Raw genomic sequence first — 17,976 nt, forward strand, 5'->3', positions numbered from 1 at the left:
GTTTACGAGTACGGCTAGGTTCTTCGGACGCCGCTCATCGGATCCAAATCTTCTACTGCAGCCTGCGATACCAACGGCGAGAACAAGTCGACGCTGATTGATGGCCTCGAGCAGTTCGTGATTAAGCCTGCCTTGCGCGAGGTCAACGCCTTCAGCAGCTATCACGTGCAGCTGGAACGGGTCCTTGTAGGCAAGCGGGTAGAGAGGGTTATTCTCACCTGGGTCGGCAAGGAGAACGCCGAACTCAAGGAGACCTACAAGCTCATCGGCGGGCACTCCGCAGTCAGGGCAGCGGCGTACCGGGGGCGGAAGACGGAGGTGATCCAGACACCCTCGCAAGCGGAACCGTCCGTCAGGAAGCTGGACGGGGATGATGCCCCCTTCAGCGGCTTGGACGAGTTGCCGCTATGAACGGTGAACACCAGCGGGAGCAGCTGGATAAGGCCAAGGCGGGCCTGCAGGAAGGGGGCAAATCCATCACCCCTGGCCGCGTGGTGGCGGCGCTGGCGTTCGGGTTTTGGAAGGCCATGCTCAACAAGCAGTACGAAAACCTTTGACAAACCGTCTTGCACAAGGCAACCCGGCGGAAAGACGGCAAGGAGGTGACGCGCAAAGCGCTGGCAGAGGGCCGTGAGGTGATGTCACTTCCGCCGCGTGAAATTCTGGATCGTGCCGTGAAAGCTTACCGTCAGTGGAAGGTCGCACAGTCAGAGCGTGTGAGTTTTTGCGATTTCAGCCTGAATTGACTTAGCGGATTTGGACCGCGTGGCGTGTCGATGACGCCCATCGGCGGACGCGGAACCTTCATTCCAAACGATATTCGGTGGGTGGTTGGGCGCTCCTTCTCCTGGCTTGCTCGCTACCACCGATTGAATACCATCTTTGAGTGGACAAAGGAGCACCTCATCTCTTCATCGAGATCGCCTTCATCTCGATCCTCTCCCAGCAGCTGGCGCGGCTTACAACCAAGGAAATCAGCGCATGACGTCTATAAACAGGTTCTTATGCTATCCTGGCGGATAAGGGTGGCATGCAAAAGGCGTGGAGCCTATTCGGCGCGCAACTGGATGAGCTGATGAACGAGATGAATGTGGGATTGGTGCCGTGAGCGGTGAAAATTCCGATCTCTTGGTAACGTTGGGCGAAGTTGCTTATGAAGCTGTCGATCAATCTGGCCCTAACGGTGATTTCATATATGTAGATATCGGCAGCATCGATCGGGAAACCAAGAGAATCGTCAATGCCAAGACGCTTCCGGCTGCCGACGCACCTACTCGGGCTAAGCAGGTACTCCGCGCCGGCGACGTCCTAGCAGGACGCGGAAAAACGGGCCTTCGCAGCGCTCTTGCCTCCGCTGAGGCTTGAAGAGGGCGCTTAGGACGCCCGTTTTGGACGAGATGGAGCGGTTTGCCTCGATCCGGGGCTCCCGGCGCCGCCGTTCAGGCGAACTCCGGGCGTGGTTATGCCGCAGCCAGCAGCTTGGGCAGGCGGATCAGGTTGTAGGCCGCGGCGGTCAGCGTGAACATCCAACCGACACGGGCCGTGCCGCGATGACGCGTTTTGCGCAAGCCGGCTCCCTTGATCCAGCCGAACACCTCTTCGATCCGCTTGCGGATACGCAGGCTGACGGCGTAGCCGGGGTGGCGGGTGGTCCGGCCGTCGATCGCCGAGCGTCGGTTGTTCGTGTTCTGGGCGACGTGCGGGGCCGCGCCCAACTCGCGCATGTTCGCCACGAAATCCCTGGTGTCGTAGGCCTTGTCGGCCCCGACCGTGATGCGGTGGCGGCCCGGAATGGCCTCGACCATGGCCACCGCCGCCTCGCGCTCGGCCAAGCCGGTGGCCGCCGTCAGCCGGACATCCACCACCAGGGCGTGGCGGTTCTCCATCAGCGCATGGCCCATGAAGGCCAGCTTCGCCGGCTGCCCGTTGCCCTTGCGGTACAGCCGCGCCTCGGGATCGGTAGTCGAGGCGTGGGTCTCGTTGGAGCGCTTCTCGCCATGGAAGTCGCGTTCGCCGTTGCGTCCCGGCCCCGGCGGCTCGCCGCTGCCGTCCTTGGGCCGGAAGCTCTTCACCGAGGCCCACGCTTCAATCAGCGTGCCGTCCACCGAGAAATGCTCGTCCGACAGCAGCGTTTTGACCCGCGGCTGATCCAGCACGGTGGCCAGGAACTTGGCCGCCACATCGCCGGCCAGCAGCCGTTCACGGTTCTTGGTGAACACCGTCACGTCCCACACCGGCGCGTCCATCGACAGGCCGACGAACCAGCGGAACAGCAGGTTGTAATCGAGCTGTTCCATCAGCTGACGCTCCGAGCGCACCGAGTAGAAGGCCTGCAGCAGCAGCGCCCGCAGCAGCTTCTCCGGCGGGATCGATGGTCGCCCAATCCTGGAGTACAGCCCCTCGAAGGCCGGCGACATCACCTCCAGCGCCTCGTCCACGATGGCCCGGATCGGCCGCAACGGATGGCTCGCCGGAACCCGCGCTTCACAGCTCAGGTAGCTGAACAGACCCTCGCTGCGTTCGTCCAATCCCCGCATCGTCCCCTCGCCGGCCGCAGTCTCCACCACCGTAGAGAATCACGACCGGCAGGCCGTGCACAGCCCTTTTTCCGCAGCCTGCTAGAGCATCCTCCTCATCTGCCTGAAAGTTGGAACAGGATCTACGTCGGCAGGGTCGCAGGGTTGGCAGGGCAGGGCACTCATGCACTTCGGGCTGTGTACCTCAAGAAGCACGCCAGCTGGAAAGTGCTAAAGAGGTGGCTTTCAGACGTAAGCGGCGGCAAGTGCTGGTACTGCGAGGCAAAGCACACCCGCGCGCCCCTCGACGTGGACCACTTTCGACCCAAACTTGGAATTACCGTCGATGGAAGCAAGCTGGCGGGTGACACTGGCTATTACTGGATCGCCTATGAATGGTGGAATTTCCGGCTTTCGTGCCAGCGTTGCAATAGGCCTGAAACTGATGTTGGCGGCACGGTGCATGGAAAGGCGGAGGAATTTCCCCTTCAGGATGAGGGTGCCCGTTGCACCGTGCCAGGAGCGTCCTTAGCTACTGAAGTCCCTCGATTGCTGGACCCTTGCATCGAAGAAGATTGCCACCTTTTAGCCCACGGTATTGACGGTGAGGTAAAGCCCGCGGCGCCGGCTGGGACATGGGAATTCGAGCGGGCTCAGTATACGATCAAGCAACTCGGCTTCAATGCTTTCAACTCACCTGAGAGCAAAAAGAAATGCTGGCGTCTTTTGGATGATCTTATTCGTCTTGCCGGCAATCATCCTGACGTGGCCGCCCAAATAGAACTTCACATGTCTCGGCATCATGAATATTCGAGCTTTTTCCGGTCGGCCATCGGGACACACCGGGACAAACCATGGGTGGATGCACTGCTATGAACACAAGCGCCCTTGTCCAGAAAATCTGGAACTTCTGCCACACCCTGCGTGACGACGGAGTGAGCTATGGCGATTATCTGGAACAGCTGACTTATCTGCTGTTCCTGAAGCTGGCGCACGAATATGCGGGAGCGCCCTATTACCGCGATACCCAGGTCCCCGAAGGCTATGACTGGGCCAGCCTGCGAACCAAGACGGGTGAGCCGCTGGAGGCGCATTATCTCGCTACGCTGCACAAGCTGAGCCAAGAGCAGGGCATGCTTGGAGCAATTTTCTTTAAGGCGCAGAACAAGATACAAGATCCGGCAAAGCTATCCCGCCTTGTGCAGCTGATCGATGCTGAAAGCTGGATCAGCCTTGCTGCCGACACGAAAGGCGACCTATACGAGGGCTTGCTCCAAAAGAATGCGGAAGACACCAAAAGCGGTGCGGGCCAGTATTTTACGCCGCGAGCCCTGATCGAGGCTGTGGTGGCCTGCGTCCGTCCTAAGCCGATGAAGATCATAGCTGACCCGGCCTGCGGCACGGGTGGGTTCTTCCTTGGGGCTTATGCTTGGCTTACTCGCTCAGGAGCCAAACTCGACAAGCGCCAGAAGGAATTCCTCCGTGACAAGACATTCCACGGCAACGAGATCGTTCCTAGTACACGCCGCATGTGCCTGATGAATTTGTTCCTGCATAATATTGGGGAACTGGACGGTGAGCCGTCGGTAGATCGGTCCGATGCTCTGATTTCCGAACCGAAGCGCAAGGTGGATTATGTGCTCGCCAACCCGCCCTTCGGGAAAAAGAGCAGCATGACTTTCACCAATGGCGAGGGTGAGGAAGACAAAGATGCTTTGACCTATGAACGGCAGGATTTCTGGGAAACCACATCGAACAAGCAGCTGAATTTTCTGCAACACATCGTTAGCATGCTGAAGGTTGACGGTAAGGCGGCCGTGGTGCTCCCGGACAACGTGCTGTTCGAAGGCGGAGCCGGAGAGAAAATCCGCCGTAAGCTCCTAGAAAACTGTGACGTGCATACGGTCCTGCGCCTGCCTACCGGTATCTTCTATGCGCAAGGGGTGAAGGCAAATGTCGTATTTTTCGATGCAAAGCCTAAAGACGGTCATGTCCATACGAAAAACGTGTGGTTCTATGACCTGCGCACGAACATGCATTTCACGCTAAAAACTAGGACTCTGAAGCTGGATGATCTGAAGGACTTTATTGCCTGCTACAACCCTGAGAACCGGCATGAACGAAGCGAGACGGAGCGCTTCAGGAAATTCAGCTATGCAGAGCTTGTCGCGCGGGACAAGGCTAGTCTCGACATCTTTTGGATTAAGGATTACAGCCTGCAGAACCTCGATGATCTTCCCGCACCTGACGTCTTGCAACAGGAGATTATTGAGCATCTCGAGGCTGCGTTGACTTCGTTTAGGGATGTGGCCGCAGGATTGCGGTAAATGGGGTGCATTCCGGATCCTTGCAGATTTTTACGGTAAGACGGGGTCTTTCGAGCTGATTTCGGCAGATCTCTGGCCGTTTCCGCTCCGGCTGCCCAGATATGGCGTGTTGACATGGCGTACAACGCAAATTGATCGGGATAGGGGGACACCTCACGGTGCCGCCCTTCCCACACCATCGGGCATACGGGTCACGCACCACGGCGGTTCGACCGGGTTAATTCGCCAGGGCCATACCGTGCCCGATCAGCAATGCGATGGCGAAAGCGAATGCTCCAGGCAGCGATCGGCTTGTTGAAGGCTTCCTTCATCTCCCCCTCCCCCTCCTGTTCGCCTCTCTCTCTCTCTCTCTCTCTCTCTCTCTCTCTCTCTCTCTCTCTCTCTCTCTCTCTCTCTCTCTCTCTCCTACTCGGCCGCCACGGCAATCTTGGCGTAAGCGTCCGGGCAAAGCCGGCTGTTCACAGGAAACATGATATGGGAAGAGCGGGCTTTCGGAGGCTCCACTGGAGTCCATACGGAGGCTCACAAGGATGCAGCGTGTCGAGATCGTCACCGGGCGGGAGCGCCGCCGGCGGTGGAGCCTGGAGGAGAAAGCGCGTCTGGCCGGGGAGGCATTTGCGCCTGGGGCGATCGTCTCGCATGTGGCGCGGCGCCACGGCGTTGCCGAGAGCTGCCTTTACGCTTGGCGCAAGCAGCTGCACGGCGGGGGAATCGGGGACGGGCGCAGCGGGTGCGGCACGGCGCTGTTGATCCCGGTCATGCTCGATGCTCCGCCGGGGCAGGAACCGGAGCCGCGGTCCGCGGGCATGGCAGCGCGGGCATCGGTCACTTTCTCCGACGGGACGCGCCTGGAGGTCGGAGCCGATTACCCGGCCGGCGCGCTCCAGGCCCTGGTCGCCGCCCTGAGGAGCCGGTCATGATCGCGGTGCCGCAGGGCATGAAGGTCTGGCTGGCGGCCGGGCCGGTAGACATGAGGAAGGGTTTCGACGGGCTGAGCGCCATCGTCCAGGAGCAGTTGGACAAGGACCCGTTCTCCGGCCATCTCTTCGTCTTCCGGGGCCGGCGCGGGGATTTGCTGAAGGTTCTGGCCTGGGACGGGCAAGGGCTGTGCCTCTTTTCCAAGCGGCTGGAGAGGGGCCGGTTCGTCTGGCCCAGCCCGGCCGCCGTGCAGGTCCGCCTGTCGCCGGCGGAACTGGCGATGCTGCTCGAGGGGATCGACTGGCGCGCCCTGCGCCGGACCGACGAGCCGGCGCCGAGCCGGGCGGCGTGAGGACGTGCGGCGCCATGACTCAGGGCGGTCCGCGGCCGGTCCTCCTACACTGGCGCCATGCTGAACACCCCGGCCTCTCCCTTGCCAGACGACGTGACGGCGCTCCGGACCCTGGTCGCGGAGTTGAACGTCCGGCTGGCCGAGCGGGACCAGGCGGTCACGGCGCGCGATCACATCATCGAGACCCTCAAGGCGCAGTTGGCCACGCTGCGGCGGCGCCACTTCGGGCAAAGCTCGGAGCGCCTGGCCGACCAGCTCGAACTGCAGATCGAGGAGTTGGAGCAGTGCCAGGGCGCGACGGCGGTCCCGGCGGCGGCCCCGGTGGCGGAAGATCCCGGGTCCGGGAAGGCCGGGGCGGAGCGGGCGCGTCCGGTCCGCCGGCCGCTGCCGGCGAACCTGCCCCGTGAAGAGGAGGTGCTGGCGCCCCCCTACGCCAGATGCCCAAGCTGCCAGGTGGACCTGCACCGGATCGGCGAGGACGTGTCGGTGTAAGTGCCGGGTGAATACTGGTCCATCCGCATTCCCGGTGCAGGGCGAGTGCGCCAGAGGGTGAGGATAACCATATGAGGGGAAACGCTTTTCCCCCGAGAGTGCCGTCTTCTCCGTGTCCAGTTCGTTGCTGTCCCTGCTGCCCGCCGGTCTCGCGGTTGAGCGGGTCGTCGTCCGCCCTGATCGTGTTGTCGTCGCCGTTCGTGCTCGCGCCGCCACGGCGTCCTGTCCCTTGTGCCGGCGCCACTCGCGTCGCGTCCACAGCCGCTACATCCGGCATCTTGGGGATCTCCCCTGGCAGGGGAGGATCGGCCATCTCGAGCTTCAGGTCCGTCGCTTTCGCTGCTCCGCCCCAAGATGCCCGCGCCGGATCTTCGCCGAGCGCCTGCCGGAGGTGGCCCTGCCGAGGGTTCGGCGGACCGTCCGCCTCGCCGAGGCGCAACGCCGCATCGCCCTACATGCCGGAGGCGAGTCGGGCGCCCGCCTAGCGGACCGCCTCGCCATGCCGGTCAGCGGCGACACCCTGCTGCGCCTGATCCGGGCGGCTCCCCTCCCGGTGGCACCGACCCCGCGCGTCGTCGGCATCGATGATTGGGCTTGGCGGCGTGGCCGGCGCTACGGCACCCTCATCGTCGATCTGGAGCGCAGCCGCCCCATCGACCTGCTGCCCGATCGCGACGGAGAAACAGTTGCCGCCTGGCTGAAGGCACACCCCGGCGTGGAGATCGTTGCCCGAGACCGGGCCGGTGCCTATGCCGACGGCGCCCGGACCGGAGCTCCGGACGCGGTCCAGGTGGCTGACCGTTGGCATCTTCTGCGCAATCTCGGCGACGCCCTGGCCGGCGTTCTCGACCGGCATCACCGGGCCATCCGCACTGCGACCAAGGCAGCCACGGCGGTGACGACGGTTCCGGTTCCCAACGCTCCGCCGGAGCCCCGGCCTCTGCCCCGCAGCCAGCAGCGCACGCTGGACAAGCGGGCGGCGCGGCAGGCCCGTTTCGAGGAAGTCGCAGCACTGCACGCCCGCGGCTGGTCGCAGAGTGCTATCTCCCGCAGCACTGGCCTGGACCGCGCCACGATCCGGACATGGTTGCGGGCGGGCCGGCCTCCGTCGTGGAGCAAACCGGCTTATGGGAGCACAATCGACCGCCATGCCGAGTACCTGCGGCAACGCTGGGCCGAGGGCTGCACCAACACCGCCCGGCTGTGGCGGGAAATCCGCGACCGGGGCTATTCGGGCCGACCCAAGACCGTGCAGGAATGGGTTCGGCGCCGGCTGCGGGGCACCGGTGCCGGGCCTGCCGACCTGGAGTCGTCTACGACCGCCTGGAAGGCGCCCTCCGGCCGGCGCGCGGCGTGGCTGGTGGTGGCCGATGCCAACGAGATCGACGAGACCGCAGGGAAGTTCGTCGAGGCCCTGCTCGCCGGATCGCCGGACTTGGCCGTGGTGATCGCGCTGGCGCGGGAGTTTCGCGCGATGGTCCGAGAGAGGCGGGCCGACGGATTGGATCCGTGGCTCGCGGCAGCGCAGGGAACGGCGCTGACCGGGTTTGCCGGCGGCTTGAAACGGGACTTGGCGGCGGTCCGGGCCGGGTTGTCGCTGTCGTGGAGCAGCGGCCCGGTGGAAGGTCAGGTCAGTCGACTCAAGACGATCAAGCGTACCATGTGCGGGCGGGCCGGCTTCGACCTGCTGCGCTATCGGGTTCTGGAGGCCGCATGACATCGGAGAAAATATGACGTGGAAATGCACTTGCCGCTTGTGCACCGGGAATGCGGATGGACCAAGCTTCATCCGCCCTTTACAGTCGGAGGTGCTGGAGGTCGTGCCGGCCCGGCTGCGGGTACGCCGCTACGTGCGGCCGGTGATGGCCTGCCGGTGCTGCGGCGACATCAGCCAGGCGGCCCCGCCGCCGCTGCCGATCCCCAAGAGCAACGCGGCTCCCAGCCTGCTGGCCGACATTGCGCTGGCCAAGTACGACGACCACCTGCCCGCATACCGGCAGGCCGAGCGCTTCGCGCGCGAGGGCATCGAGCTGCCGCGCTCGACGTTGAGCGAATGGCTCGGCCGCACCGCGGTGCTGCTGGAGCCGCTGACCGACGCCGTCGCCTCCCATGTGTTCGAGGCGGCCAAGCTGCATGCGGATGACACGCCGGTGAAGGTGCTGGCGCCAGGCGCCGGCAAGACCCGGACCGGGCGGCTGTGGGTCTATGCCCGCGACGACCGCGCCGGCGGCGACGCCACGGCGCCGGCCGTGCTGTACCGCTACTCGCCCGACCGCAAGGGCGAACACCCGCAGGGCCATCTGGCGGGCTGGCGCGGCAGCCTGCAGGCCGACGGCTATGCCGGCTTCTTCGCGCTCTACAAGGGCTCGGCCGCCACCCCGGCCGAGGTCGTGGAGATTGCCTGCTGGGCGCACGTCCGGCGCAAGGTGTTCGACATCTGGAAGGCCGACAAGGGGCCGGCGGCCAAGGACATCCTGGACCGCATCGGCCAGCTCTACGCGGTCGAGGACAAGGTGCGCGGCAAGCCGCCGGACCAGCGCGCCGCCGTCCGCAGGGCCGAAGCCGCGCCGCTGGTCGCCGACCTGCGAACGGTTCTGGACGGCCTGCTGCGCAAGATCTCGGGCAAGTCGCCCCTGGCCGGGGCGATCCGCTACGCGGTCGCGCGCTGGACCGAACTGACCCGGTACATCGAGGATGGCCGGCTGGAAATCGACAACAACATCGCCGAGCGCGCGATGCGCACCATCGCGGTCGGCCGCAAGAACTGGCTGTTCGCCGGCTCCGATTCCGGCGGTGAGACGGCCGCCGCGTTCTATACGCTCATCGAAACCGCCAAGCTCAACGGCCACAATCCGCGTGTCTGGCTTACCCGTGTCCTGGAAACCATCGGCCGCGATCAGGCTTTGACCGACTACGGCGCCCTGCTTCCCTGGGTCATGCCGCCGGAGCCCGCAAACGCCTGAAGCCCACCGGCAGGGGCGTTCCGCGTACGCTTACATCTTGGCCTCACCACCGGCCAAGCTAATTGTCGCTCAACAATCGGCGCACAATCCCCGAGGGATTTGCTGGACCATAAGATGACATCATCGTATAGTCTCTGTATATACAGACGGAGGATAAGATGCGTACCGAAGTCTCTCGCTGGGGTAACAGCCTCGCGGTGCGCCTGCCGAAGCAGGTGCTTGAACAGGCCGGGCTGTCTGAAGGCGCAGCGGTGGAACTGGTCGTGGAGGCGGGTACCGTGATTCTTCATCCGGCGAAACCTCGCTACGACTTGGAAGAGTTGATTGCCGGCATCACCCCGGAAAACCTGCCCGAAAGCTTTGATGATGCCCCAGTGGGGCGCGAGCTGCTTTGATGGCCGCGCCAAACCGTGGCGACTTGGTTTGGATCGACTTCACGCCCAACGCCGGGCATGAGCAAGCGGGGCGGCGGCCCGCACTGGTCTTGTCGCCCAGGGAGTACCATCAGCGAACCTCCTTCGTTATCGTCTGCCCGGTCACGGGAACGATCAAGGGTTATCCGTTCGAAGTGGTCCTGCCCGGGGGTCTGCCCATCTCCGGTGCGATATTGGCCGATCAAGTCAAGAGCATCGACCGACACGCCCGCCGCATCGAGTTCGCCGCGAAGGTACCTGACAGGATCGTCCAGGAGGTACAGGCCCGAATCGCGCCGCTGCTGGGCCTGACCTGATTTCCAACTCCTTCGGTCGCGGCCACCCGCCGCCCCTCATCCCACCGCTAAGGCGCGGGAATCCGCCGCAGGACATCGTCATATGGGGCGAGGTCGAGGAAGGCCGTCACCTCCACCGCCTTCCCGTCCTGCATGCGCAGGATCCAGGCGTAGCGGTTGTTGTAATCCCTGCCGTCGCGGGCGACGGCGCTGCCTTCCCAGTGGGCGATCACATGGTCGCCGTCGGCCCAGATGGTCGAGGACGTCGGCCGCACCGGAGTGGAAAGCCGGGAAGTGAAAGGCAGGACGGCCTCCTTCACGAAGGTCTCGCGACCCCGGAACACCCCGGCGCTCGGGCCGGATCCCTCGATCCTCCATACGACGGTCTCGGCGAGCACATCATCGAAGAAGGATGTTCCGCCCGCCGCCCAGCGGTCGAAGGCTTCCGTCACGACGCGCCTGTTGTGGTTTTCCGCCGTGCCCGTTCCTGTGCCGGCGATCACCGCGCTCGACCCGAGGGCCGAGACCATCGCGAAGGACACGCACCATGCCAGTGTGGGATATGCCTTGGGGTTCATGGCTTCTTGCTCCTTGTTTTGTTTGCTCCGGGTGCCAGGTCAGACGCGCCGACCGACGGACGCGCCGCCGAAGATGAGCTGCCGGACCATGGGCCGGCCGACGAAGCGGGCGGGGAAGATCGGCTCAGGCGCGCTCGCCCGGTCGAGCCGTTCGATATGCTCGGGCGACAGCGCCAGGTCGAGGGCGCCCAGGTTGTCCTCCGCCTGCGCGACCGTGCGCGCCCCCAGGATGGGCGAGGTGACCGCCGGATTGGCGAGCGTCCAGGCGATGGCCACCTGGGACGGGGTCGCCCCGATCTCGTCGGCGACGGCCCGGACCGTTTCGGCGATCCCGATCGACCGCGCGGTGAGGTGCCCGGACGAGGCGATCACCCCCTTGCGGGTCGGCGCCACGGCAGCGTCGCCCGAGTCCGCGACGTCCGATCGGGCGTATTTGCCGGTCAGCACGCCGCCGCCCAGCGGCGACCAGGGAAGCACGCCCATGCCCAGCGCCGCCGCCATGGGGATCAGCTCATGCTCGACCGTGCGCTCGACCAGGCTGTATTCGATCTGGAGCGCCACGAAAGGCGACCAGCCGCGCAGGTCGGCGATCGCCTGCATCTGGGCGACGCGCCAGGCCGGCGTATTGCAGATGCCGGCATAGTGGATCTTGCCTGACCGGACGAGGTCGTCCAGCCCGCGCATCACCTCCTCGGGCCCCGTCGTCATGTCCCAGGCATGCAGGTACAGCAGGTCGATGCGGTCGGTGCCGAGCTGCCGCAGGCTCTGCTCCACCGAGCGCACCATATTGAGCCGGTGGTTGCCGCCCGCGTTCGGGTTACCCGGCTCCCGCGCCATGGTGAACTTGGTCGCGAGCACGATGCGCTCGCGCTTGTCCTTGATGAACTCGCCCGTGATCCGCTCGGAGGCGCCGTCCGTATAGTTCACCGCCGTATCGACGAAGTTGCCGCCGCGATCGACATACAGGTCGAAGATCCGGCGGGCTTCCCCCGCGTCGGAGCCCCAGCCCCAGTCCTGGCCGAAGGTCATGGTGCCGAGCGCCAGCGGCGACACGCGAAGCCCGGAGCGGCCGAGAAGGCGATAGCTGTCCAGGGAGGTCATCGTCCCCGTCTCCATGGTTCCCGTCTTCATGGTCCAAAGTCTCCATGTTTCGTCGGGAACACAGGTATACCGGGCCGATCCGTGGGACAATTCGCCCAATGCTGACCAGCTTGGTAAGCGCCGCTAACCGATGACCACAGATCTGAACCTCGTTTCCGTGTTCCTCGCGGTCGCCGACGCGGGAAGCTTCCGCGCCGCCGCGGATCGCATCGGCGTGACCCGGCCCGCCGTCAGCCAGGCGATCCGGCGCCTGGAGGACCGGCTGGGCGTCGCCCTGGTCCAGCGGACGACGCGCAGCGTCAGCCTGACCGAGGCCGGCGCGCAGCTCTACCGGCGCGTGGCACCGGCCATCGCCGAGGTCGGGACGGCGCTCGATGCCGCCCGGGACCGCGAGGCGAAGCCGACGGGGCTGCTGCGGCTCGCGGTCTCCTCGATCGCCGAGCGGTTCATCTCCGGCCCGCTGCTCGCGGGGTTCAGCGAGGCCCATCCCGGCGTGCAGCTCGACGTGACCGTGACGGACGAGGAGTTCGACATCGTCGCGGAAGGCTACGATGCCGGCGTCCGGCTCGGCGAGGTCATCGAGCAGGACATGATCGCGGTGCCGGTCTCGGGCGACCAGCGCCAGCTCGTGGTGGCCGCGCCGTCGTACCTGGAGCGCTTCGGCGCGCCGTCCCATCCGACCGAGCTTCCCCGGCACGCCTGCATCGGCTGGCGCTCCGCCCCGGAGGTGGCGCCCTACCGCTGGGAATTCGAGGAGGATGGCCGGGAGTTCGACGTGGCGGTCGACCCCAGGATCACGACCAACGACATGTGGCTCATGATCCGGACCGCCTGCGCCGGGGGCGGCCTGACCTTCGGCATGGAGGAGACGTTCCGGCCCTATCTCGACCGGGGGGAACTGGTGCCGGTGCTGGAGGAATACTGCCCGCCGTTCCCGGGCTTCTTCCTCTACTTCGCGGACCGCCGGAACCTCCCGCCCAAGCTGCGAGCCCTGATCGACCACGTCCGCTACCGCGGCGCCTGACGGCACGCCGAAGGCAGGTTCCCCGGCTTCACGCCATCTCGGGCACCGGCGTCACCACGGGAGCGCCGGCCAGGAACGCCGCGACGTTGGCGGCGACCAGGCCCTGCATCGCCTCGTGGGCCTCGTGGGTGCCGCCCCCGATATGCGGGGTCAGAACAGCGTGCGGGATGGCCCTCAGGGCGTCGGGTACCGCGGGTTCGTGCTCGAACACGTCGAGCCCTGCGCCGCCCAGCTCGCCCGACCGGAGCAGGTCGATCAGCGCCTCCTGGTCCACGATCGACCCGCGCGCGATGTTGACCACGATGCCGTCCGGACCCAGCGCCTTCATCACCTCCCGGCCGACACGGTGACGGTTTCCGGCATCCGCCCGCGCCGCGATCATCAGCACGTCGGCCCAGTCCGCCAGCGATTCCAGCGTGTCATGGAAGGCGTACGGCACGTCGGGCTTGCGCGACCGGTTGTGATAGGCCACCTCCGCCTCGAACGCCGCGGCGCGGGCGGCGATCCGCCGGCCGATCGCGCCGAAGCCGAACACGCCGATCCTGCGCCCGGTCAGCCCGCGCACCAGCGGCATGCGCGCCGCGGAATGGCCGCTCCACAGCCCGTCGCGGACGAACCTGTCGGCCAGGGCGATCCGCCGGCCTGCCGCCAGCAGCAGCGCCATCGCGTGGTCCGCGACCGCCGGGGCGTTGGCCGCCGGGCTGTGCGTGACCATGATCCCGCGCTTGCGCGCCTCCTCCAGGTCGACGCCCTCGTAGCCGGTGCCGTAGCAGCAGATCAGGCCGAGCGAGGGCAGGCGGGCCATGACCTCCGCGTCGGTCCTCAAGGTTCCCATGGTGACCAGCACGCGGACGGCCGCCGCGTCGCCGGGCGAAAGGGCGGCCCCGGTCGGCGGGTCGAACGGGCCCGCCACCCTGCAGCGGGGTCCGTTCCCGGCGATCCCGGTGATCCTGTCCTTGAGTTCGGCGGGAAACGAAGCGGCGAGGAGTATGATGGTGCTCATCCCGGGACGTTAGACGACGCTCCGGGGCGGCGCAACGGGTCTGCCCGGGTCCGGGCCGGCCCAGGGGCGGCCCAGGGGCGAAAGATCAGGTGAAATAGACGCAGATCCGCTTGCCCTCGACGACCTGCACCGTCATGGGGAGATCATAGACGGCCTCCAGCACCTCCTCGCGGATGACCGCCTCGGGCGGTCCCTGGAACAGCACCGCGCCGTCGCGCATGGCGACGATGTGGTCCGAATAGCAGGACGCGAAATTGATGTCGTGGAGGACCAGCACGATCGTCTTGCCCATCTCGTCGGCGAAGCGCCGGACCTGCTTCATCATGGAAACGGCATGCCGCATGTCCAGATTGTTGAGCGGCTCGTCCAGCAGGACATAGTCGGTGTCCTGGCACAGCACCATCGCGACGAAGGCGCGCTGCCGCTGCCCTCCGGAAAGCTGGTCCAGGAAGCGCCCGGACAACGCGCCGAGGCCGAGATGGTCGATCGCCCGCTCCACATGCGCGCGGTCGGCCTCGGTCAGGCGGCCCTTCGAATAGGGATAGCGCCCGAACTCCACCAGGTCGCGGACCGTCAGCCGCGAGGCGATATGGTTGTCCTGGCGCAGGATGGAGAGACGCTGCGCCAGGACGGCGCTCGGCGTCCGGGTCACGTCCAGCCCGTCGACCGTCACCGTGCCGGCGGACATGGGCAGCAGGCGGCTGATCATGGACAGCAGCGTCGATTTCCCCGCCCCGTTCGGGCCGATGATGGAGATGACGCCGCCCGCCGGCAGGCGCAGCGACACGTCCCTGACCACGACGGTGCCGTCATAGCGCTTGGTGACGTCCTTCGCCTCGATCATCGGGCCTTCCCCTGTACGACTAGGCTGATGAACACGATTCCTCCCAGGAACTCGATGATGATCCGAAGGTTGGTGTCGAAGGCGAAGATCCGTTCCAGGATCGTCTGCCCGCCGACCAGGGCGATGACCGCGAGCAGCACGGCGGCCGGAAGCACGAAGCGGTGCTTGCCCGACGGGACCGCCAGATAGGCCAGGTTCGCCACCAGCAGCCCGAAGAAGGTGATCGGTCCGACCAGCGCCGTCGATACCGACACCAGCACCGCCACCAGCACCAGGACGATCGTCACCATCCGCCGATGGTCGACCCCCAGGCCGATCGACCGCTCCCGCCCCAGGGCCAGCACGTCGAAACTGTGCATGATGCGCCACGCGACCAGCGACACCGCGGCGACCAGGAGGGCGGCCGTCGCCAGCAGGTCGCTTTCGACCGAGTTGAAGCTCGCGAAGAACCGGTCCTGGAGGAAGGCGAACTCGGCCGGATCGATCAGCCGCTGGAGGAAGTTCGCCAAGCTCCGGAAGAAGATGCCGAAGACGATTCCGACCAGGATCAGCAGGTGCAGGTCGCGCCGGCTCCTGGAGAAGATCGCGCCGTAGAGGACGACGGAGAAGGCCACCATCACCGCGACCTCCCCGCCGAAGCGCAGCCGGTGGTCGATCATCGCCACGTTGGTCGATCCGAGCAGGAACACGGCGCAGCTCTGGATCAGCACGTAGAGGGAATCGAAGCCCATGATGGCCGGCGTCAGGATGCGGTTGCCGGTCACCGTCTGGAACAGCACCGTGGAGACGGCGACGGCATAGGCGACCAGCACCATCACGGCGACCTTGGTCCCGCGGAAGGGCAGGACGAAATCCCAGTTTCCCCGCACGCCGAGGGTCATGAAGGCGGCGATGGCCGCCAGCGCGGCGAAGGAAAGGAGCAGCAGCGCCTGCCGCGGGGTCGGCATCCCGGGCCTAACCATCGGAGGCGCCCTTCCTGAGCAGGAGATAGAGGAACAGCGCGCTCCCGACGACGCCGACGATCGTGCCCACCGGGATCTCGTAGGGGTGGCGCACGGTCCGGCCGATCAGGTCGCAGACCAGGACGAACGCGGCGCTGCCCAGCGCCACCCAGGGGACCGCGCGGCGCGCGTTGTCGCCCACGGCCATGCTGACCAGGTTCGGCACGATCAGCCCCAGGAAGGGGATGGTCCCCACCGTCGCGACGACCACGGCCGTGCTCATGGAGACGATGACCAGCCCGAAGGACAGGGCCCGCCGGTAGTTCATTCCCAGGTTGGTCGTGAAGTCCCGGCCCATGCCGGCCACCGTGAAGCGGTCGGCCGCCAGATAGGCGGCGGCGGTCAGGGCGAAGGCGATCCACAGCAGTTCGTAGCGGCCGCGCAGGACGCCGGAGAAGTCGCCCGTGGTCCAGGCGTTCAGCGATTGCAGCAGGTCGTAGCGGTACGCGAAGAAGGTCGTGACGGAGTCGAAGATCCCGCCGAGCATCAGGCCGATGAGCGGCACCAGGAGGGCCGAGCGCAGGGGGATGCGGCTCAGGATGAACAGGAACAGGGCCGTGCCGGCCAGGGCGCACAGGGCCGCGACCGTCATCTTGCCGATCAGGTCGATGCCGGGCGCCAGCAGCGTCGCGATCAGGATGCCCAGGCTCGCGGATTCCACCGTCCCGGCGGTGCCGGGCTCGACGAAGTGGTTTCGCACGATCAGCTGCATGATCAGGCCGCTGACGCCCATCGCCATCCCGGACAGGATCACGGCGACGGTGCGGGGGATGCGGCTGGCCAGCAGCACCCGCACGGCCTCGCTCTCCGGCCCGGCGGCGAGCAGCGTGGCCGGCGACAGGGGAGTGGCTCCCACGAACAGGCTGAGGACGGCCAGCAGGCCGACGCCGGCCGCGGCGAGGAGGAATTTCGTCATGGAAGTCCGATGGAGCGGGTTGGGGGCGGCCGGTGCCCGGAGCCGGTCAGCCGCTCTTCGCGAAGGCTTGGGACAGCTGGTCGACCATGGCCTGGAGCGAGATCAGCCCGCCGCCGACCAGATACCAGTTCACCGCGTCCAGATAGACGACGTTGTCCTGCTTCCAGGCCTTGGTCTGGGCCACCAGCTCGTTGCCGAGCACGGCTCCGGAGGAGTTCCCCGACCCGATCGCCGCATCGCGGTCGATCACGAACAGCCAGTCGGGGTTCGCCGCCAGGATGAACTCGGAGGAGATCGACTGGCCGTGCAGCGAGGCCTGGAGGTTCTCCTCCGCAGGCTTCACGGCGAACACGTCGTGCAGGATGCCGAACCGCGATCCCGGGCCGTAGGCGCTCATCTTGGCCCCCGTGGTCAGGACCAGCAACCCTTCGCCGATGCCCGACGCGGTGGCGCGCAGGTCCTCGATCGAGCGGCGGATCGTCGCCAGCTTGCTCTCCGCCTCCGTCTCCTTGCCGAAGATGCGGCCGAGCTGCTCGACGTTGCGGGTGACGCTGCCCATGTAGTCGCCCGTATCGACCGTCATGTCGATGGTCGGCGCGATCCGGGCCAGTTCCCTGTACTTGGTCGACGAGCGTCCGCCGACGACGATCAGGTCGGGAGCGAGGGCGTTGACCGCCTCGTAGTCCGGTTCGAACAGCGTCCCGACCTTCGCGTGGTCGTCGGACCGGTATTTGGACAGATACTCCGGCAGCAGTCCGCCCGGCACCCCGTCGATCTCGACGCCCAGCGCGTCGAGGGTGTCGAGGGACGCCAGGTCGAAGACGACGATCCGCTCGGGGTTGCGGGGAACGGACGTCCTGCCCTGCGCGTGGGTGATCTCGATCCGCTCCTGGGCCGAAGCCGGCACGGCCTGCGCCAGCGCGACGACCGCGGCGGCAACCGATAGGATCTTCGCGAACCCCGCCAATGTCGGCGCTATCGGGCGATATGCCATCCTCTTGTCCTTCCATGCTGGGCCCCTGCCGGGCGGTGATCTCGGGCGGTGATCCGCCGAAGCTGCTCCGATATCGCGAATGCGAAACATTCTCATATTGCTCTTTTGGGCGGGACGCAAGCCGTTAGGGCTGTTCCCGATTAGGTCGCTCCGCCCGAGACAGCCGATCCGACGCGTTGCGCCATGGATGCAACCGACGACCGTCGGCCCGCATCGCATCGAGCCGTAGGTTGCGCCC

20 protein-coding genes are annotated in these 17,976 nt (G+C 66.0%); 12 read left to right on the top strand and 8 right to left on the bottom strand.

Going from position 1 to position 17,976, the window contains the following annotated elements; genetic code table 11:
- Positions 1–132 precede the first annotated feature (132 nt).
- Positions 133–411, top strand: coding sequence for a hypothetical protein (locus tag IGS68_RS08480; protein WP_201078920.1), 279 nt, complete (start codon positions 133–135; stop codon positions 409–411).
- Positions 408–557, top strand: a complete 150-nt coding sequence (locus IGS68_RS08485; protein ID WP_201078922.1) for a hypothetical protein — start codon at positions 408–410, stop codon at positions 555–557. Before IGS68_RS08480 ends, IGS68_RS08485 begins: the two co-directional genes overlap by 4 nt.
- A 903-nt stretch (positions 558–1,460) precedes the next feature.
- Here IGS68_RS08485 and IGS68_RS08490 read toward each other — a convergent pair.
- On the bottom strand, positions 1,461–2,537 hold the full coding sequence (locus IGS68_RS08490) for an IS5 family transposase (protein WP_201081198.1): 1,077 nt from the start codon (positions 2,535–2,537) through the stop codon (positions 1,461–1,463).
- Positions 2,538–2,714: 177 nt separating this feature from the next.
- Here IGS68_RS08490 and IGS68_RS08495 point away from each other — a divergent pair, with 177 nt between their 5' ends.
- The 9 genes from IGS68_RS08495 (at position 2,715) to IGS68_RS08535 (ending at position 10,298) form a co-directional block, all read left to right on the top strand.
- Positions 2,715–3,392 carry an HNH endonuclease family protein gene (locus IGS68_RS08495; RefSeq protein WP_201078924.1) on the top strand — a complete coding sequence of 226 codons (678 nt, stop codon included), beginning with the start codon at positions 2,715–2,717 and terminating at the stop codon, positions 3,390–3,392.
- On the top strand, positions 3,389–4,843 hold the full coding sequence (locus tag IGS68_RS08500) for a class I SAM-dependent DNA methyltransferase (protein WP_201078926.1): 1,455 nt from the start codon (positions 3,389–3,391) through the stop codon (positions 4,841–4,843). Before IGS68_RS08495 ends, IGS68_RS08500 begins: the two co-directional genes overlap by 4 nt.
- A gap of 530 nt (positions 4,844–5,373) precedes the next feature.
- Positions 5,374–5,763, top strand: a complete 390-nt coding sequence (gene tnpA, locus IGS68_RS08505; protein WP_201078928.1) for an IS66-like element accessory protein TnpA — start codon at positions 5,374–5,376, stop codon at positions 5,761–5,763.
- On the top strand, positions 5,760–6,113 hold the full coding sequence (tnpB, locus tag IGS68_RS08510; RefSeq protein WP_201078931.1) for an IS66 family insertion sequence element accessory protein TnpB: 354 nt from the start codon (positions 5,760–5,762) through the stop codon (positions 6,111–6,113). The genes tnpA and tnpB overlap by 4 nt, the downstream gene beginning before the upstream one ends.
- A 57-nt stretch (positions 6,114–6,170) precedes the next feature.
- A complete protein-coding gene (locus tag IGS68_RS08515) occupies positions 6,171–6,605 on the top strand; it encodes a transposase (protein ID WP_201078933.1) in 435 nt (144 codons plus the stop codon).
- A gap of 112 nt (positions 6,606–6,717) precedes the next feature.
- Positions 6,718–8,322, top strand: a complete 1,605-nt coding sequence (locus tag IGS68_RS08520) for an ISL3 family transposase (RefSeq protein WP_201070890.1) — start codon at positions 6,718–6,720, stop codon at positions 8,320–8,322.
- Between the two features lie 13 nt (positions 8,323–8,335).
- Complete coding sequence (tnpC, locus tag IGS68_RS08525) at positions 8,336–9,568, top strand: IS66 family transposase (RefSeq protein WP_247881239.1); 1,233 nt, start codon at positions 8,336–8,338, stop codon at positions 9,566–9,568.
- Between the two features lie 158 nt (positions 9,569–9,726).
- Positions 9,727–9,963: an AbrB/MazE/SpoVT family DNA-binding domain-containing protein gene (locus IGS68_RS08530; protein ID WP_201078937.1), complete on the top strand. Its 237-nt coding sequence runs from the start codon at positions 9,727–9,729 to the stop codon at positions 9,961–9,963.
- Positions 9,963–10,298 (top strand): type II toxin-antitoxin system PemK/MazF family toxin, encoded by a 336-nt coding sequence (locus tag IGS68_RS08535; RefSeq protein WP_201078939.1) that lies wholly within the window; start codon positions 9,963–9,965, stop codon positions 10,296–10,298. The genes IGS68_RS08530 and IGS68_RS08535 overlap by 1 nt, the downstream gene beginning before the upstream one ends.
- Before the next feature lie 47 nt (positions 10,299–10,345).
- Here the strand turns inward: IGS68_RS08535 and IGS68_RS08540 are convergent, their stop codons facing one another.
- Positions 10,346–10,855, bottom strand: a complete 510-nt coding sequence (locus tag IGS68_RS08540; RefSeq protein ID WP_201078941.1) for a nuclear transport factor 2 family protein — start codon at positions 10,853–10,855, stop codon at positions 10,346–10,348.
- A gap of 39 nt (positions 10,856–10,894) precedes the next feature.
- The gene (locus IGS68_RS08545; protein WP_201078943.1) at positions 10,895–11,986 is read right to left on the bottom strand and encodes an aldo/keto reductase; all 1,092 of its coding nucleotides are present in this window, start codon (positions 11,984–11,986) and stop codon (positions 10,895–10,897) included.
- A 100-nt stretch (positions 11,987–12,086) separates the two neighbouring features.
- Here IGS68_RS08545 and IGS68_RS08550 point away from each other — a divergent pair, with 100 nt between their 5' ends.
- On the top strand, positions 12,087–12,980 hold the full coding sequence (locus tag IGS68_RS08550; protein ID WP_201078945.1) for a LysR family transcriptional regulator: 894 nt from the start codon (positions 12,087–12,089) through the stop codon (positions 12,978–12,980).
- Between the two features lie 28 nt (positions 12,981–13,008).
- Here the strand turns inward: IGS68_RS08550 and IGS68_RS08555 are convergent, their stop codons facing one another.
- From IGS68_RS08555 to IGS68_RS08575, 5 genes are all read right to left on the bottom strand, one after another.
- The gene (locus IGS68_RS08555; RefSeq protein ID WP_201078947.1) at positions 13,009–13,983 is read right to left on the bottom strand and encodes a 2-hydroxyacid dehydrogenase; all 975 of its coding nucleotides are present in this window, start codon (positions 13,981–13,983) and stop codon (positions 13,009–13,011) included.
- Positions 13,984–14,068: 85 nt separating this feature from the next.
- The gene (locus IGS68_RS08560) at positions 14,069–14,827 is read right to left on the bottom strand and encodes an iron ABC transporter ATP-binding protein (RefSeq protein ID WP_201078949.1); all 759 of its coding nucleotides are present in this window, start codon (positions 14,825–14,827) and stop codon (positions 14,069–14,071) included.
- Complete coding sequence (locus tag IGS68_RS08565) at positions 14,824–15,774, bottom strand: iron chelate uptake ABC transporter family permease subunit (RefSeq protein WP_201078951.1); 951 nt, start codon at positions 15,772–15,774, stop codon at positions 14,824–14,826. The genes IGS68_RS08560 and IGS68_RS08565 overlap by 4 nt, the downstream gene beginning before the upstream one ends.
- Before the next feature lie 7 nt (positions 15,775–15,781).
- Entirely contained in the window at positions 15,782–16,744 is a 963-nt protein-coding gene (locus IGS68_RS08570) for an ABC transporter permease (protein WP_201078953.1), read from the bottom strand.
- A gap of 46 nt (positions 16,745–16,790) precedes the next feature.
- The gene (locus IGS68_RS08575) at positions 16,791–17,738 is read right to left on the bottom strand and encodes a siderophore ABC transporter substrate-binding protein (RefSeq protein ID WP_201078955.1); all 948 of its coding nucleotides are present in this window, start codon (positions 17,736–17,738) and stop codon (positions 16,791–16,793) included.
- Positions 17,739–17,976 lie beyond the last annotated feature (238 nt).

Source organism: Skermanella sp. TT6, assembly GCF_016653635.2.
In the GTDB taxonomy this organism is placed as follows: Bacteria; Pseudomonadota; Alphaproteobacteria; order Azospirillales; family Azospirillaceae; genus Skermanella; species Skermanella cutis.

Bases quoted from the DNA above. Each gene is read 5' to 3' on its own strand.
- IGS68_RS08485 (WP_201078922.1), top strand. From the start codon at position 408: ATGAACGGTGAACACCAGCGGGAGCAGCTGGATAAGGCCAAGGCGGGC.
- IGS68_RS08490 (WP_201081198.1), bottom strand. From the start codon at position 2,537: ATGCGGGGATTGGACGAACGCAGCGAGGGTCTGTTCAGCTACCTGAGC.
- IGS68_RS08500 (WP_201078926.1), top strand. From the start codon at position 3,389: ATGAACACAAGCGCCCTTGTCCAGAAAATCTGGAACTTCTGCCACACC.
- tnpA (WP_201078928.1), top strand. From the start codon at position 5,374: ATGCAGCGTGTCGAGATCGTCACCGGGCGGGAGCGCCGCCGGCGGTGG.
- tnpB (WP_201078931.1), top strand. From the start codon at position 5,760: ATGATCGCGGTGCCGCAGGGCATGAAGGTCTGGCTGGCGGCCGGGCCG.
- IGS68_RS08515 (WP_201078933.1), top strand. From the start codon at position 6,171: ATGCTGAACACCCCGGCCTCTCCCTTGCCAGACGACGTGACGGCGCTC.
- tnpC (WP_247881239.1), top strand. From the start codon at position 8,336: ATGACGTGGAAATGCACTTGCCGCTTGTGCACCGGGAATGCGGATGGA.
- IGS68_RS08530 (WP_201078937.1), top strand. From the start codon at position 9,727: ATGCGTACCGAAGTCTCTCGCTGGGGTAACAGCCTCGCGGTGCGCCTG.
- IGS68_RS08535 (WP_201078939.1), top strand. From the start codon at position 9,963: ATGGCCGCGCCAAACCGTGGCGACTTGGTTTGGATCGACTTCACGCCC.
- IGS68_RS08540 (WP_201078941.1), bottom strand. From the start codon at position 10,855: ATGAACCCCAAGGCATATCCCACACTGGCATGGTGCGTGTCCTTCGCG.
- IGS68_RS08545 (WP_201078943.1), bottom strand. From the start codon at position 11,986: ATGAAGACGGGAACCATGGAGACGGGGACGATGACCTCCCTGGACAGC.
- IGS68_RS08550 (WP_201078945.1), top strand. From the start codon at position 12,087: ATGACCACAGATCTGAACCTCGTTTCCGTGTTCCTCGCGGTCGCCGAC.
- IGS68_RS08555 (WP_201078947.1), bottom strand. From the start codon at position 13,983: ATGAGCACCATCATACTCCTCGCCGCTTCGTTTCCCGCCGAACTCAAG.
- IGS68_RS08560 (WP_201078949.1), bottom strand. From the start codon at position 14,827: ATGATCGAGGCGAAGGACGTCACCAAGCGCTATGACGGCACCGTCGTG.
- IGS68_RS08565 (WP_201078951.1), bottom strand. From the start codon at position 15,774: ATGCCGACCCCGCGGCAGGCGCTGCTGCTCCTTTCCTTCGCCGCGCTG.
- IGS68_RS08570 (WP_201078953.1), bottom strand. From the start codon at position 16,744: ATGACGAAATTCCTCCTCGCCGCGGCCGGCGTCGGCCTGCTGGCCGTC.
- IGS68_RS08575 (WP_201078955.1), bottom strand. From the start codon at position 17,738: ATGGCATATCGCCCGATAGCGCCGACATTGGCGGGGTTCGCGAAGATC.